At 40.4% G+C, this 13,978-nt stretch carries 15 protein-coding genes; 9 read left to right on the plus strand and 6 right to left on the minus strand.

Translation table 11 applies throughout. The annotated features are described in order from the left end of the window. Positions 1-25: 25 nt before the first annotated feature. Positions 26-181: a YuzL family protein gene (locus tag ACYX4O_RS04105; protein ID WP_156969222.1), complete on the minus strand. Its 156-nt coding sequence runs from the start codon at positions 179-181 to the stop codon at positions 26-28. A gap of 118 nt (positions 182-299) precedes the next feature. Here ACYX4O_RS04105 and ACYX4O_RS04110 point away from each other — a divergent pair, with 118 nt between their 5' ends. The 4 genes from ACYX4O_RS04110 (at position 300) to ACYX4O_RS04125 (ending at position 5,934) form a co-directional block, all read left to right on the plus strand. Then, entirely contained in the window at positions 300-1,538 is a 1,239-nt protein-coding gene (locus tag ACYX4O_RS04110; RefSeq protein WP_476354813.1) for a metallophosphoesterase family protein, read from the plus strand. Continuing rightward, positions 1,535-4,453 (plus strand): ATP-binding protein, encoded by a 2,919-nt coding sequence (locus tag ACYX4O_RS04115; RefSeq protein ID WP_476354815.1) that lies wholly within the window; start codon positions 1,535-1,537, stop codon positions 4,451-4,453. Before ACYX4O_RS04110 ends, ACYX4O_RS04115 begins: the two co-directional genes overlap by 4 nt. A gap of 97 nt (positions 4,454-4,550) precedes the next feature. After that, positions 4,551-5,099, plus strand: coding sequence for a GbsR/MarR family transcriptional regulator (locus ACYX4O_RS04120; protein WP_188655618.1), 549 nt, complete (start codon positions 4,551-4,553; stop codon positions 5,097-5,099). A 649-nt stretch (positions 5,100-5,748) separates the two neighbouring features. After that, on the plus strand, positions 5,749-5,934 hold the full coding sequence (locus ACYX4O_RS04125; protein WP_476354818.1) for a sporulation YhaL family protein: 186 nt from the start codon (positions 5,749-5,751) through the stop codon (positions 5,932-5,934). Between the two features lie 52 nt (positions 5,935-5,986). On the opposite strand, the gene ACYX4O_RS04130 is transcribed toward ACYX4O_RS04125, so the two are convergent. Beyond that, the gene (locus ACYX4O_RS04130) at positions 5,987-6,910 is read right to left on the minus strand and encodes a peptidylprolyl isomerase (RefSeq protein ID WP_476354820.1); all 924 of its coding nucleotides are present in this window, start codon (positions 6,908-6,910) and stop codon (positions 5,987-5,989) included. A 254-nt stretch (positions 6,911-7,164) separates the two neighbouring features. Here ACYX4O_RS04130 and ACYX4O_RS04135 point away from each other — a divergent pair, with 254 nt between their 5' ends. Next, complete coding sequence (locus tag ACYX4O_RS04135; protein ID WP_036786834.1) at positions 7,165-7,254, plus strand: YjcZ family sporulation protein; 90 nt, start codon at positions 7,165-7,167, stop codon at positions 7,252-7,254. 545 nt (positions 7,255-7,799) lie between these two features. Here ACYX4O_RS04135 and ACYX4O_RS04140 read toward each other — a convergent pair. Together ACYX4O_RS04140 and ACYX4O_RS04145 are read right to left on the minus strand one after the other, a co-directional pair. Further along, on the minus strand, positions 7,800-7,979 hold the full coding sequence (locus ACYX4O_RS04140; RefSeq protein ID WP_036786836.1) for a hypothetical protein: 180 nt from the start codon (positions 7,977-7,979) through the stop codon (positions 7,800-7,802). 164 nt (positions 7,980-8,143) lie between these two features. Next, positions 8,144-8,698, minus strand: a complete 555-nt coding sequence (locus tag ACYX4O_RS04145; RefSeq protein ID WP_476354823.1) for a DUF3267 domain-containing protein — start codon at positions 8,696-8,698, stop codon at positions 8,144-8,146. A 217-nt stretch (positions 8,699-8,915) separates the two neighbouring features. Between ACYX4O_RS04145 and ACYX4O_RS04150 the strand changes: the two genes are divergently transcribed. Then, entirely contained in the window at positions 8,916-9,254 is a 339-nt protein-coding gene (locus ACYX4O_RS04150; protein WP_476354825.1) for a DUF1878 family protein, read from the plus strand. Here the strand turns inward: ACYX4O_RS04150 and ACYX4O_RS04155 are convergent. Both ACYX4O_RS04155 and ACYX4O_RS04160 read right to left on the minus strand, forming a co-directional pair. Then, a complete protein-coding gene (locus ACYX4O_RS04155) occupies positions 9,251-9,826 on the minus strand; it encodes an HTH-type transcriptional regulator Hpr (RefSeq protein ID WP_476354827.1) in 576 nt (191 codons plus the stop codon). The genes ACYX4O_RS04150 and ACYX4O_RS04155 overlap by 4 nt on opposite strands. Before the next feature lie 246 nt (positions 9,827-10,072). Then, on the minus strand, positions 10,073-10,582 hold the full coding sequence (locus tag ACYX4O_RS04160; RefSeq protein ID WP_476354829.1) for a GbsR/MarR family transcriptional regulator: 510 nt from the start codon (positions 10,580-10,582) through the stop codon (positions 10,073-10,075). A gap of 289 nt (positions 10,583-10,871) precedes the next feature. Between ACYX4O_RS04160 and ACYX4O_RS04165 the strand changes: the two genes are divergently transcribed. From ACYX4O_RS04165 to ACYX4O_RS04175, 3 genes are all read left to right on the plus strand, one after another. After that, the gene (locus tag ACYX4O_RS04165; RefSeq protein WP_476354831.1) at positions 10,872-12,065 is read left to right on the plus strand and encodes a quaternary amine ABC transporter ATP-binding protein; all 1,194 of its coding nucleotides are present in this window, start codon (positions 10,872-10,874) and stop codon (positions 12,063-12,065) included. Next, complete coding sequence (locus tag ACYX4O_RS04170) at positions 12,058-12,906, plus strand: ABC transporter permease (protein WP_476354833.1); 849 nt, start codon at positions 12,058-12,060, stop codon at positions 12,904-12,906. The genes ACYX4O_RS04165 and ACYX4O_RS04170 overlap by 8 nt, the downstream gene beginning before the upstream one ends. 80 nt (positions 12,907-12,986) lie before the next feature. Then, positions 12,987-13,922 carry a glycine betaine ABC transporter substrate-binding protein gene (locus ACYX4O_RS04175; protein WP_476354835.1) on the plus strand — a complete coding sequence of 312 codons (936 nt, stop codon included), beginning with the start codon at positions 12,987-12,989 and terminating at the stop codon, positions 13,920-13,922. Positions 13,923-13,978 lie beyond the last annotated feature (56 nt).

A 13,978-nucleotide genomic window follows, 5' to 3' on the forward strand; every position in this document is an offset into this window, starting at 1 on the left:
AAAACATAAAAAACACGGCCGGGGGTTATTCCCCAGCTGTGTTTTCTTTTTTATACTGCATGTTTGTTGTTTGGTGATCAGGATCGTCACGGAAGCGCTCGACTGGACCGCTATTAGGAGATCCTTTAACACTTGCTGCGCTTTTTGCACGCTCTGATGGATTCTTTTTTCGTTTAGCCATTGAAGTCACCTCCTCGATTAGCTTCCCCAACACGTAGTTGAATTATGAGGCGAACGTGCATTCGATGGTTGCCTTTGGTAAAATACAAGCAAGTAGCATAGGAAGGGAGTTTTTTGTTATGAAGCCACCACTGCGTTTTATCCATTGTGCTGATCTTCATTTAGACAGCCCTTTTAAAGGGATCGGTTCAGGACTTTCATCTCGTCTTTCTCAGGATATTATAGAAAGTACTTTTCAAGCCTTTGAACGTGTAATCTCACATGCATTAGAGAATAAAGTTGATTTTGTATTAATGGTTGGAGATTTGTTCGATCAGGACGGTAGAAGTTTAAAGGCGCAAATTCGTCTAAAGAAAGGGTTTGAAACCTTACATAAAGCAGGCATAGAAGTATTTCTATCCCACGGAAACCACGACCATACTGGGGGCAGTTTCTATCCCGTCCAATACCCAGCTAACGTGACGATTTTTAAAGAAGAGTCAGTCTCTACAGTTCCTTTCTATAAAAAAGGCGAGCATGTTGCCAATATTCAAGGATTTAGTTACTCGAGGAGGGCTATTTATGAGGAGAAAGTAGCTGAGTATGAGCGGACTAGTGAAGATGTTTTTCATATCGGTCTTCTTCACGGGAGTATTGCAACAAATACAGATCATGATGTTTATGCGCCCTTTCGAATTTCTCAATTAAATGAAACAGGACACGATTATTGGGCTCTTGGTCATATTCACAAGCGACAGATCTTGCAAGAAGAGCCGCCAGTTGTCTATCCGGGGAACATACAAGGGCGTCATCATAAAGAGGATGGGGCTAAGGGTTGCTACCTCGTTGACCTAGAAGATACGGAGACAACCCTTACATTTTTACCCACGCATTCTGTACTCTTTCAGCAAATTACATTTGATGTAAATCATATCCATACGTTGTCTGAACTTCACGATGAAGTAGATAAATGGAAGGAAGAGAATCGGAAGGTGTATGGTCCAATGATTTTCAAAATAAAGATAGAAGGCCATTTAGATGGAGATGAAATGAGGGAAGAAGCTCTTCGTAGCCTTGTAGATGTTTGGAATGACAAAGAAGAAGAGGAAGAGGCATGGATGTGGCTTCAAGACATTGTCGTCCATTCTATCCCTTTCTGGGACCGGGAAGAATTAAAGCAAGGCTCTCATTTCGTCGCTGATTTAATTCGCCATTTTGATAAGAGTGACGAGATCGAGTCTATGCTGACTGAACTCACAACTCATAAGCAAGGTCGAAGATATGTAGGGTCTTTTTCAGAAGAAGAGAAGAAAGAAATAATAAGCGAAGCTGAATCATATTTGCTCACGTCCTTGTTGCAGGAGGAGCGATCTGAATGAAACTAAAACAAGCATTGATTTATGGTTTTGGCAAATGGCAGCACAAAACCGTGGATTTCCAAGATGATGGGTTAACGGTATTCTATGGGAAGAATGAAGCGGGGAAATCAACTTTTAGGCAATTTATCATGTATGTTCTATTTAATCTTCCACCGAAAAAAGTGAAATCTTATGTGCCAAAAATGGGGGGGACGGTCGGGGGACGTTTAATGATCACCGATTCTCGGTATGGCACGGTATACATTGAACGTGATTTCAATCAGAACAACGGAGAGGCCAAGTGTTACTTTGAGGATGGAACGGAGCAATCTGAAGATTGGCTTCGTCATTACTTAAAAGGAATGGATAAGAACACATTTGAAGCTATTTTTTCTTTTGATTTACATGATATCCAGCACATTCACACAGTAGGTTCTAAAGCTATTGGGGATGTCTTATTTGGGGTAGGGATGACAGGGTCCGAACAGATCTATAAACTTGAGACGAAGCTTGAGAAGGAACTTGAACGTCTCTTTAAGAAACAAGGGAGGAAACCGGTCTTAAATGAGCAGTTTGCACATGTGAAAGAAATGGAGCAGACTCTAGCTCTCCTTAAACAAGAAGAACAAAAGTATGCTGGTTTAAAAGTGGAGGAGCAAGAGGTACAAGAGGAGCTTCATCAATTGAAGGAGAAGCGTCAAATGTACATGGTGAGAAAGGATCTCTTAGAGAAACATCACCAAGCCTCACACATGATCTTTCGTTACCAACAACTCAAAGCTAAGCGTTCTTCCTTACCGGAAACCGTTCCTTTTCCGGAACAAGGATTAGAACGTTACGACAAACTTAAAGAACAAGAAATGCCGATCCGTAGTGAAAAAGAGGTTGTTAAGCAGGAATTGCAAAGAGCAGAGGAAAAGAAAGAAGAAGTACCTTCATACGACATAACGTGTGTTGAAGAACTATCGGAATGGATTGGTCATAAACAGGAGTACGACATCAACCGTGCACGCTTAAACGAGCTCCTGGCTGAATCTGAACAAGAGCAAGAACGACTGGCCAACAAGATAAAGGAACTTGGTATACATCTTACTTTTGAAGATGTATTAGAGCTCTCATTACCGTTCTATATGGAAGAAGAATGGCAACGAATGGGTCGTGAAAAAGAAACACTCGAGGAAGAACGCGCTCGGCTAGAGCAGGAATTGCGGCTTAATCATGAAGAAGAAAATCAGCTCCACGATCAGAGTAAGCGTGTGGAAGACCAAATGCTCTCAGAAGATGATGAAATACACTTGAGAACATCCGCTGAGCGTGCTCGAGAAAAAGAATGGAAAAAAGAATTAGAAGAAGAACAAGTGAAAAATAGCCGCCATATGGTGGATCAGCTATCAAGGTTTGCAAACCAAATCTTTTTAGTTGGGGCCCTACTGGCCTTGGCAGGAGCAGTTGGGGGATGGATTCTATCTGATCCTATATGGTTTATATTTAGTGCTTTGTTATTACTTTCAACATTGTTTCTCGTTCGACAATTTAAACAACCTTCAATGAAAAGCACATCAAATGTAGAACGTACAAACGTGGAGGATTCGATTGGAAGTGCGTGGGAGTGGGAAAGGCAGTTACAAGAACAAGACCAACGAGCTCAAGACCTCAAGCGATATGAACAAAGTATTCAACAGTGTAAAATGCGTGAAATTCAAATTGAAGAACAGTTTCATACCTTAAAGCAGCGTCAACAAAGAATTGATCAAATGATAGAGGAGAACCTCGATCATTACCCATTCCTAAAGCAAGTGTCTGTGTCCTACTGGCCCAAAGTGTATCAACGACTTTCAAGTGTACAAGTAAGGCAACAGGAATGGTTAAAAAAACAAGAACAAATAGAAACATTCGCCGCGCGACAGAAAACGATAGAAAATCAATTATTTTTATTTGCAGACCGTTTACGAATAGAGCGAGAAGGGGAAATAGATTCCATATGGAACAACTGCATAGAAATTGTTAACAAGGTTGAGGAGCATAAGCGGGACCTTCATAAATTAGGTGAGCGTATAAACAATTTACAGAGCCAAATGAATCAATTAGAACAGAAACAGATACCAATTCAAGAAGAGTTACGTCAGCTGTATGAAAAAGCAGATGTTTCAGACTCAGATTCTTTCATTAAGCAAGGTGAACAAGTAAAGCATATAGAAGAAATAGATGAAGAACTATGGCAGCTTCAGAAACAGATTGATGCCGTCTATATGAACGAAGTGACATCCTCCCAAGCCATTCTTTCAAGTATAGATGAGCCCTCTCTAAAACGAGATTTGGCCCTTGCGACAGAAGAATTGGAGAATACAGAGAGAGAACTAGAAGCTAAGCGTCAGCAATTAGCTGACCTCAGATCCAACATCCAGCTACTTGAAAAAGATGAACGCTACTCAATGAAAAGGCATGAAGTGAGGTTAGAGAAAGACAAAAGCAAGCAAATGGGTAAAGAATGGGCAGTATATAAAGTAGCCCACACTTTATTGAAGCAAACGAAAGAAATGTATCAAAAAGAAAGAATGCCTGCAGTAGTTGAATATTGTAGTCACTTTTTCTCCATCCTAACGAGAGATACTTATTTACGTGTATGGCTGCCAGATGAAGAAGAAGACATGACGGTTGAACGAAAGGATGGAATACGTTTCTCTGTAGAGTCCTTGTCTCAAGGGACAAAAGAACAGTTATATGTTGCTTTAAGGCTGGCTTTAAGTCAGACTATTAGAGATGAACATCCTTTACCGTTTATTATTGATGATGCGTTCGTCAATTTTGACGATGAACGAACCTGTGAGGTGCTAGAGCTTTTACAACAAATTTCACAGGATCAACAAGTCATTCTGTTCACTTGTAGTGATACAATTAATCAAAAAATAACAGAACGTAAAAAAATTTTTTTATAAAAATTAAGTTTTTATTTGTCATGACCTCGCACTTTTGGAATAATAGTGATAAAATACTTGAGGACAATGTCGAATAAAGCTAGTGGAGGGTCGTCCATTGGTAGATAAAGAAAGAAGTCAAGAATGGACAGAATATGAAGAAACAATCGAAAAATTTATTCAAGTGATCGCCAAAAATATGAGCCTGTACGGAATCACCTCTTCTGTTGGTCGATTGTACGGAACGCTTTACTTTGCAGATCAGCCAATGACGCTAGATAATATGCGTGATGCGCTTGAAATGAGTAAGACAAGTATGTCGACTGGTGTGAGATCCTTATCAGAGATGAAGATGGTCGAACCAGCCTTTCGAAAGGGTGTGCGAAAAGATCTATACAAATCTGAAGAAGATTGGTATAAGTCTTTCACATCATTATTTGGTAACCGCTGGAGACACCATACTGAAACGAACATCGAAGAAGCTGATGAAGCGATCTCCGAACTTCGTGCCATTATGGATGACACAGACGACGAAGAATTACAAGGCATGATCCAACGCGATATCGACCGATTAGAGTATGCGAAAGAATACTACCGCTGGCTCATGAAGTTTATACGTGTCGTTGAATCAGGCGAAATCTTTAAATACGTACCAAAGGGAGACTAATTCTCCCTTTTGAAGGAGCATGTCTATAAAAGGACATGCTTTTTTTATGGCTACGTTAATGCTTACAGCCTTCCATATAAGCCCCCTTATTTGGAACACTCGAAGCTGAGACACTTATGTGAAGATAGGTCCGTTACGCTTGTTGAGTGGTTGGGGTGTATGGGGAACGACTCGCTTTCCGCGGGCGAGCTGTCGAGCCTCCTCGTTCGCTAGCGCTCTCTGTGGGGTCTCGTCGACCTCTTTCTCCCGCAGGAGTCTCCCCGTTCCCCATACACCCCTGGCTATGTTTATACGAACGGCCCTGCAGCTTGAGAGAGATTGGGGGTGGAGAGCAACTTTATATGGCATGCTTCCGTTACTCCATATATGGCAGAGGTGGTTCGGGAAATTGCGAGACTCCTGCGGCAGTAGGAGCCTAGGGGAGACCCCGGAGGGAGCGAATGCGACTGAGGAGGCTCCCCAGCTCGCCGCGGAAAGCGAGTGATTTCCCGAACCGCCTTACTCTCAAATAACGCAAACGGAAACATTCTCTCATTTTCGAGTCTTCAACAATCCTGCCTTATTCTTGAACAAGCTAGTAGAGTGGGCTGGAATATTCACCTTGAGTTCTGCATAGGCTTGTATTAAAAGGGGACAAGGGGGAGATTCCATGATTGCAGGGATTCCATGGTGGGTGTTAGCAATGGTAGTATTTATTTTATTTAGTGGATATATGGCACTTCGAGCGATGAAGGCGGAACAGGAAATGGAACAAAAGTTTATTGAACAAGAAGGGAAGAAGTATATGGACCGAATTGATGATGCGAAGAAGAGGAAGCAGTCGGTCTCTAGTTAAATATAGATAAAAAAAGGCTGCACCTTAGAAGGTGCAGCCTTTTGAAATGAGATTAGCCTTGGTCAGAATTTGATTCTGTTTCACCGGAAGTAGATTCTTCTTTAGCTTTTTCTAAGATATCCTCTAAACCTTCAGCTTTAACTTCTACCTCAGCTTCTTCAATGAGCTTGTCGATTGTTTTCTTCGCATTTTCTTGGTTAAGCTGGTTTGCTTTAAGATCTTCTTTAATCTGGTCTTTCATTTCTTCTAGAGGTTTTACGTCTTCTTTTTCACGTTTATCCGTAACTTTGATGATGTGGAAGCCGAACTCTGTCTTTACAGGTTCACTTACTTCACCTTTTTCAAGATCATATGCAGCATCTTCAAAGGCAGGCGTCATCTTACCTGGGCCAAAGAAATCAAGGTCGCCGCCGTTTGAAGCAGACGGTCCTTCTGAGTACTCTTCAGCTAGGGCTGCGAAGTCTTTGTTACCTTCTTCAATTTCTTGTTTAACTTCTTTTGCTTTTTCTTCACTACTTACAAGAATGTGGCTCGCACGGATTTCTGTTTTCATACGATCATAGTAGTTCTGTACTTCTTCATCTGAAACGTTGATTTCAGCTTTTGCAGCTTTTTGTTGCATAAGGCTTTGTTCAACTACTTTTCTGAAGTCTTCTTCAGTTTTGAAGCCCATCTGAGATAGAGCTTGATCGAACTGACCGCCAACTTGTTCTTTGTATTTTTCAACTTCTTCTTCAATTTCTTTTTCAGTTACTTCATATTTATCGTCAAGAACTTCTGTCACAACCATTTCATGAAGAACTTGTTCACCATAGCGATCCTTCAGCTCTTGGTAAAATTCATCTTTTGTGATATTTCCGTTCTTGGATTCAACGACTAGTTCTTTGCTCGCCTCATCGTCCCCTTGTGTACCGGAACATGCGGATAAAGCTAATACTCCTGCAGTTAGCGTCGTTGCCAAAGCAATCTTTTTCATCAGGTAAACACTCCTAATCATTTAATTGTGTCAAAAGTTTAGAGCCTAACGTGCTCTTCATGAGGCGTTTGGAAGCTCTTTGAATGTAGCTCCTAGACAACCTAATCCTTGAAATAATATAACATACTGAGGGTATAAAACACTAGGGCTATCGGGAATTGGAGGAAAACTTTTCAAAACCGGGTCATTCGCCTATCCAGACCAAGCCTCCCCTGCATATGATACGGTAGTAAGTTAGAGAAGGGGGTGGCTTCATGAGCAAAGGAGGTTACGGCGGCGGTTTCGCTTTAATCGTCGTTCTATTCATTTTGTTAATCATCGTTGGTGCATCTTGGTTGTACTAATCATCCCTGAGATCGGATATGAACACAAAAAACCTCTGCCATTTGGCAGAGGTTTTTTGTGTTCATATCCAATCTAGGGAGGGTCCGTTGCGGAGAAAGTGCCTGGGCTGGCTGGAGGACCACTCGCTTTCCTGCGGGTAGCTGGGAAGCCTCCTCGTTCGCTATCGCTCTCTGCGGGGTCTTCCCTAGGCTACTTTTCCCGCGGGAGTCTCGCGGTCCTCCAGCCAGCCCTACTTGTAAATGGGTTAACGGACTCGATTTTAGAAATGGATAGGCGACCCTTTAGCATAGCATGTTTCCGTTCCTTCTACATATGGCAAAGGTGGTTCGGGAAATTGCGAGACTCCTGCGGCAGTAGGATCCTAGTAAGTGGAAACAGAAGTTCGACTAAGACCGTCACGTCCTGTGACAACGTCGAACGACCCCACCTCGTGTGGGGCCGCGGAAAGCGAGTGATTTCCCGAGCCACCTTACACCAAACTAAAGCAAACGGAAACTTCTCAGCCAAACAAAAAAACAACGTCTTCTATGCAAGAGACGTTGTTTTAGGTATACAGGATTTCGACGTAAGACGAAATCAGTAGTATGGTGATTAAAATGTTAATCGTTCGAAACACTTTTGGTTGCTTTTCAACGGCCATTTCCGTTTTAAGACAAAGGGAATGGGTTAAAGAGTTAAAGACGAATAATATAAAAAGCGCAAATGGTACAAAGAATACTGACATAAATAGAAACCTCCTTTTGCACCTATGAAATTACTGTATCAAAAAAACAAAAAGTTGAACAGTAAAAATGCTTATATGTATAGAAAAACCCTTTTAAATGCATTAGCAATGAGTACCATTCTGGAATAGTCTTCATTCCCTGCATCTAAAAGGGTTTACTGGGGTTACTTTTTGTATTTGTCAATTAAGATATCATACCCATCTCTTGCATTCTCAATAATGCATTTTTTTGGTGCGCGCATAAATTGGTTAACGCACAAGAAATCTGTAAATGATAGTCCTATATTTACAGCTGTGAACAGAATGATATAAGCGAAATAATTTGGGAATACAAAGCTTGTAATCAAACCTGGTACAGATAATAGGACTGTTGGTGCTAGAGCTACCATAATGGACGTCGTTTTTGATAACGTTGAGCAAGTTCTATAGGAAAACGTCGGCATAACGCCTTTTTTTAATTTCCAGCGAACACGAACACGTTTGTTCAAAAGCACAAGTGGAATCATATGCATCAATTTATGAATCGCTGGCAACAAGAATAGCGAAGCTGCAAGCGGAAATAATCCGTAATCATGAACTTGATGACTTTGATGGACCATAGCCAATGGTACATATAGCAGGATAAAAGAAATGACCCCTAGAATTGAGCTCAATAAATATATACGGTTAGAGCCAAATTCTTTCGTGATGTTAAAGGATTTCCAGCAGTTAAGATTCATAATCAATAACCCCCTTATTTGTGACAAGAATAGTCTTGTATAGTAAAATTTTTATAGTGAATGAATCGCTCAAATAAGATTGGCATATCGAATGATACGATGTTTTATAGAAGAAATCAATAGGCTTTTTGTAAAAAAATAAAAAAGTACTCTAAGCCTTGGGGGATGTGCCCTGAAAAGGGATTGAATGATAGGTGAATAGAGGGGGGAAGTCTTCATGCATGAACTGGATTTAAACATAAAAAAAATAGCCTTTCAAGTGCAGCTGTTAACGAACGCTGAGCAAATGAAAGACTATCCTTTTACACGAATGGTAATTGAACGAGGATTAACAGAAGAAGAATGGCAGGAGGTAATGAAGTTACTAGCTACTTTAGACACTTCTTTTAAAAAAGAAGTAGAAGAAGGTTTGCTAGATTTTACGGACCTCCTGATTCACTTTGCGGGGATGTTAAACATGAAACTTCATCCGGACGAGGCCATTTCAGCCATAAAAAAAGAAGGATATTATACGGATCTCATGACCGCATTTGAAAATGTTCCGAAGGAGGACTAGTTCTCCTCTTGATCTTCTTCACCCTTAACGGATTCAGTGAAATGGCTCTCTTTTTGAAATTCGGATTCGATATTCGTCATAGAACGATCGAGAATTTCCATGTATTCATCTCCGTAAATCTCCCGAACCATTGAGATTAATTCTATTAATTCAGGGTATTTCCCGTAAATGTCTTTTAATGGCATACTGCCACGAATAACGGAATTGTTCTCTGGATTATAGGACTTCATCGTTTCTAAAAGAAGCTCTTCTCCTTCGTCAGTGAGCTGAATGTACGTATTACGCTTATCATTTTCCCGTTTGGAAAATGAAAGTAAACCACGCTCTTCAAGCTTTTTGGAAAAGTTGAAGGCGGTGGAGACGTGCATAACCCCGAACTTAGAGATTTCAGAAACGCTTGCCCCTTTCAGATGATGGGCAATCCACAATATATGATGTTCATTTATATTTAAATGAAACGGTTTGATCCATTGTTGCCAATCTTTTTCAATCATTTTCCATAAGGCCTTGCTAAGCTGGGCCATTTTATGACTATAAAGAATGGCTTCTTGGATTGTAGTATCATCTCTCATAGCCTTCCCCCTCTCTTGATGATTACTAGATTTTTAGCTTTATATGGACAGTATTCACCATTATTATCGCAAGAAAACCCTTATAAGAGAAGATATAATATGCACTCAAAATAGGAAGTTTTACGCAAAAAAGCGTTTAATCCCGTCATAAAGGGGTATTTTAAAGTAAAGTTTTTTTGTGATATAGTTAAAAAATTTTTTTATGATAAAAAAAACCCCGGTTCTACTAGAGAACCGGGGAAGTTTTTAGGAATCAGAAGTAGACGGATCTAGTTCTGAAAAGGCTTTCGAAATCAAACAGTGAAAATCGATCATTTCATGTAATTTTTCCTCTAAATGATCTGCTTCCCCGCTATTAATCTCTTTTCTCTCTTTACTTAATAACAATTTCGTTTCTTCTAATGAATGTTTTTGGCGATTGGCAGCGTCTAGCCATTTGTGGATGTATGAGGACATAAATTTATTGAACAAGTCTGAGTTTGCGGTATAGAGGTCTTTGCGCACGCCCTTTTTCCAGACACGTTCAACTAAGTTGAGGTCAAGCAAGCTTCTAATACCTGTGCTCATCGACGTTTTGCTTTTTGCCAGTGCTTCACTCATTTCATCAAGAGTCATCGGTTCGCCTTCTATATAAAGGGTACTAAACAGTAGCGCTTCTGAAGGTGTAAGACTAAACATCTCAATGGTTTTAGAGAATTCTGTTATTGCATGATACTGAACTTCACTCATTATACTGTTGTTCTCAGTTTCAGACATGAAGGAACCTCCTTCTCGTATACTACCCAACACATTACACTATTGCGATAAAATTTGGAAATAACAGATTGGGTAGCATTTAGGAGCAAAAAGGAGGAATTTAAAGGTTTTATTCGTGTCAGTATGTTCAGTTTAAACTGTACGAAAAATATGTTCTTAAATCAAAGAATTTATCGTTTGTACTAAACAAACAGACAGTATATAGTATAAAAGGTGAGTGATTGAACGAAACACAACAGAAAAATAGTTCATTAGAAATAGTAAAAATGTTTTAGAGGGGTGAAGTTAGGTGCCGATCATCAAGGTAGAAAACTTGTCAAAGATTTTCGGTAAGAATCCTTCTCAAGCACAAGAGCTGCTTGATCAAGGACTAAAGAAAGAAGAAATTTTAAAGAAAACAGGGAATACAGTCGGTGTAAATAGAGCTTCCTTTGAAGTTGAACAAGGCGAAATATTCGTTATTATGGGTCTTTCAGGGAGTGGTAAATCAACACTAGTTCGTTTGATTAATAGATTAATTGAACCGACTGAAGGTAGTGTATACATTAACGAAGAGAACTTAGCTGCAATGGATAGTAAAAACCTACGTCGTGTACGCCGTGAGAAAATGAGTATGGTTTTCCAGCGTTTTGCTTTGTTCCCTTATCGCACAGTGCTTCAAAACACTGAATTTGGTTTAGAAGTGCAGGGCATTGATAAAACAGAACGTTCTAAAAAAGCAAAAGAGTCCTTAGAACTTGTAGGGCTTGGAAGCTTTATTAATCAATTCCCAGGCCAACTATCTGGGGGAATGCAACAACGTGTAGGGCTTGCGCGAGCTCTAGCAAATGATCCTGAAGTTCTATTAATGGACGAAGCGTTCTCTGCTTTAGATCCACTTATTCGTAAAGAAATGCAAGATGAGCTTCTTGATCTCCAAGAACGCATGCAGAAAACAATCCTTTTCATTACACACGATCTTGACGAAGCACTTCGAATTGGTGATCGTATTGCGCTAATGAAAGATGGATCTATTGTACAAATCGGTACCCCGGAAGACATTTTAGTAAACCCGGCAAACGATTATGTAGAGAAATTCGTTGAAGATGTAGATCGTTCGAAGGTTCTAACAGCACAACATATTATGAAACGTCCTGAAACGGTTAACATTGAAAAACACGGTCCTCGCGTAGCCTTAGAGCGTATGCGTGAAGAAGGTCTTTCTAGCATTTATGTGACAGACAGATCCCGTAATCTAAAAGGCTATGTAACAGCTGAGAATGCATCTCAAGCTATAGACGAGAATGTGAAAGATTTAACCAACGTTATTGAAACAAACGTACCAACCTGCGATCTTGATACACCAATGAATGACATCTTTGATATGATTCATAATTCTCCTGTACCGATTGCAGTAGTAGAAGACGGAAAGTTACGAGGTATTATCGTTCGTGGAGCCGTCATTGGAGCCCTAGCAGGAAGCGAGGTGTCGATCAATGAGTAACACATTATTGCCAATGATTCCGGTTAAAACATGGGTCGATCAATCTGTTGAGTGGATTACAGATACATTTGAATTTGTGTTTGATCCGATAAAGAACAATTTAGATACCTTTATTGAGTTTTTAAGTGAAACGTTACAAATGATTAACCCATGGATCTTTATAGCAGTGATTGCGATTATTGCTTTCTTTGTAACAGGAAAGAAAATTGGTCTAGCTGCGTTTTCTATAGTAGGTCTTTGGTTTATTCTCAACCAAGAGATGTGGGAGCAGTTAATGGATACGTTCTCACTTGTCATAACCGCCAGTCTGATTTCAGTCATAATCGGGGTTCCGTTTGGAATTTGGATGGCTAAGAGTAACATTGTGCAGGCCATTCTTACACCTGTTTTAGACTTTATGCAGACAATGCCGGCGTTCGTTTACTTAATTCCTGCCGTAGCGTTCTTTGGTATTGGAATGGTTCCAGGGGTATTCGCATCTGTTATTTTCGCAGTACCACCTACAGTGCGTTTTACAAACTTAGGAATTCGTCAGGTTTCGACTGAGTTAATCGAGGCTGCTGATGCCTTTGGTACAACAGGCATTCAAAAGCTATTTAAAGTTCAATTGCCAATGGCGAAAAAGACGATCATGGCTGGTATTAACCAAACCGTCATGCTAGCTCTTTCCATGGTTGTTATCGCATCCATGATCGGAGCAGAAGGTCTTGGAAAAGAAGTAATCACAGCCTTACAGCGTAATGATGTAGGTCTTGGTTTCGTAGCGGGTGTATCTATTGTAATCCTTGCGATTGTTATTGACCGCTTCACGCAAAGCCTTAATACGCAAAAAGGTGAATAAACAAAGTTTGTCACTTCCTATTCAAGGAAGTTCAATAGAGTTCAATTAGTTATTATTTTATTAAAGGGGAGTTTATTAGTATGTTGAATCTTAATTGGAAACGTCTAGGTATTGCAGCAGGTCTTTCCTTGTCGCTTGTCGCAGCAGGTTGTGGCTCATCAGAGGATGAGTCAGAAGAAAATACATCAGGTGGCGACGGTGAAAGCACAGAACAAGCCGTTAATTATGGTGAAGAGCTTGACTACACTATTACAGGGGTAGACGCAGGAGCAGGCGTTGTAGGCTCTGCTGAAAAAGCCATTGAGACATACGGACTTGATGGCTGGGAAGTTCAAACGTCTTCTGGTGGTGCCATGACACAAGCACTTACACAAGCCATTGAAGATGAAGACCCAATCATTGTAACAGGTTGGACACCACACTGGAAATTTGCTGAGTTTGATTTACACTACCTTGAAGACCCAGAAGGTGTATTTGGTGGGGAAGAACAAATTAAAACAATGGCGAAGCAAGGTTTGAAAGACGAGAAGCCAAACCTTCACAAAATCCTGGACCAATTTAACTGGACAACAGAAGATATGGAATCCGTAATGCTCGAAATCCGCAACGGTACTCCAGAAGAAGAAGCAGCGAAAAACTGGATCGATGAAAACCAAGATAAAGTAGATGAGTGGACAAAAGATACTGAAGAAGTCGACGGTACAACAGCAACTCTTGCATACGTAGCTTGGGACTCTGAAATTGCTTCTACAAACGTTGTCGGTGAAGTTCTTCGTCAGCAAGGATTTGATGTAGAACTGAGCCAATTAGATAACGGTGTTATGTGGAAAGCCGTTGCTGAAGGCGAAGCTGATGGTATGGTAGCTGCTTGGTTACCAGGTACACACGGTGACCTTTATGAGTCTTATGAAGATCAACTAGAAGATCTTGGAGCGAACCTTGAAGGTGCTAAGATTGGTTTAGTTGTTCCTGATTACATGGATATCGACTCAATTGAGGATCTTCAAGCTGAATAAGAAAGCTTCATAAAAATAGCCTGCCTACCTTTGTAGGTGGGCTCTCTTTTTAAACG

The organism is Pontibacillus sp. ABV4_188 (assembly GCF_056311905.1).

Excerpts from the sequence above, each read along its gene's own strand:
- ACYX4O_RS04105 (WP_156969222.1), bottom strand. The coding sequence starts at position 181 with ATGGCTAAACGAAAAAAGAATCCATCAGAGCGTGCAAAAAGCGCAGCA.
- ACYX4O_RS04110 (WP_476354813.1), top strand. The coding sequence starts at position 300 with ATGAAGCCACCACTGCGTTTTATCCATTGTGCTGATCTTCATTTAGAC.
- ACYX4O_RS04115 (WP_476354815.1), top strand. The coding sequence starts at position 1,535 with ATGAAACTAAAACAAGCATTGATTTATGGTTTTGGCAAATGGCAGCAC.
- ACYX4O_RS04125 (WP_476354818.1), top strand. The coding sequence starts at position 5,749 with ATGATTGCAGGGATTCCATGGTGGGTGTTAGCAATGGTAGTATTTATT.
- ACYX4O_RS04130 (WP_476354820.1), bottom strand. The coding sequence starts at position 6,910 with ATGAAAAAGATTGCTTTGGCAACGACGCTAACTGCAGGAGTATTAGCT.
- ACYX4O_RS04135 (WP_036786834.1), top strand. The coding sequence starts at position 7,165 with ATGAGCAAAGGAGGTTACGGCGGCGGTTTCGCTTTAATCGTCGTTCTA.
- ACYX4O_RS04140 (WP_036786836.1), bottom strand. The coding sequence starts at position 7,979 with ATGTCAGTATTCTTTGTACCATTTGCGCTTTTTATATTATTCGTCTTT.
- ACYX4O_RS04145 (WP_476354823.1), bottom strand. The coding sequence starts at position 8,698 with ATGAATCTTAACTGCTGGAAATCCTTTAACATCACGAAAGAATTTGGC.
- ACYX4O_RS04150 (WP_476354825.1), top strand. The coding sequence starts at position 8,916 with ATGCATGAACTGGATTTAAACATAAAAAAAATAGCCTTTCAAGTGCAG.
- ACYX4O_RS04155 (WP_476354827.1), bottom strand. The coding sequence starts at position 9,826 with ATGAGAGATGATACTACAATCCAAGAAGCCATTCTTTATAGTCATAAA.
- ACYX4O_RS04160 (WP_476354829.1), bottom strand. The coding sequence starts at position 10,582 with ATGTCTGAAACTGAGAACAACAGTATAATGAGTGAAGTTCAGTATCAT.
- ACYX4O_RS04170 (WP_476354833.1), top strand. The coding sequence starts at position 12,058 with ATGAGTAACACATTATTGCCAATGATTCCGGTTAAAACATGGGTCGAT.
- ACYX4O_RS04175 (WP_476354835.1), top strand. The coding sequence starts at position 12,987 with ATGTTGAATCTTAATTGGAAACGTCTAGGTATTGCAGCAGGTCTTTCC.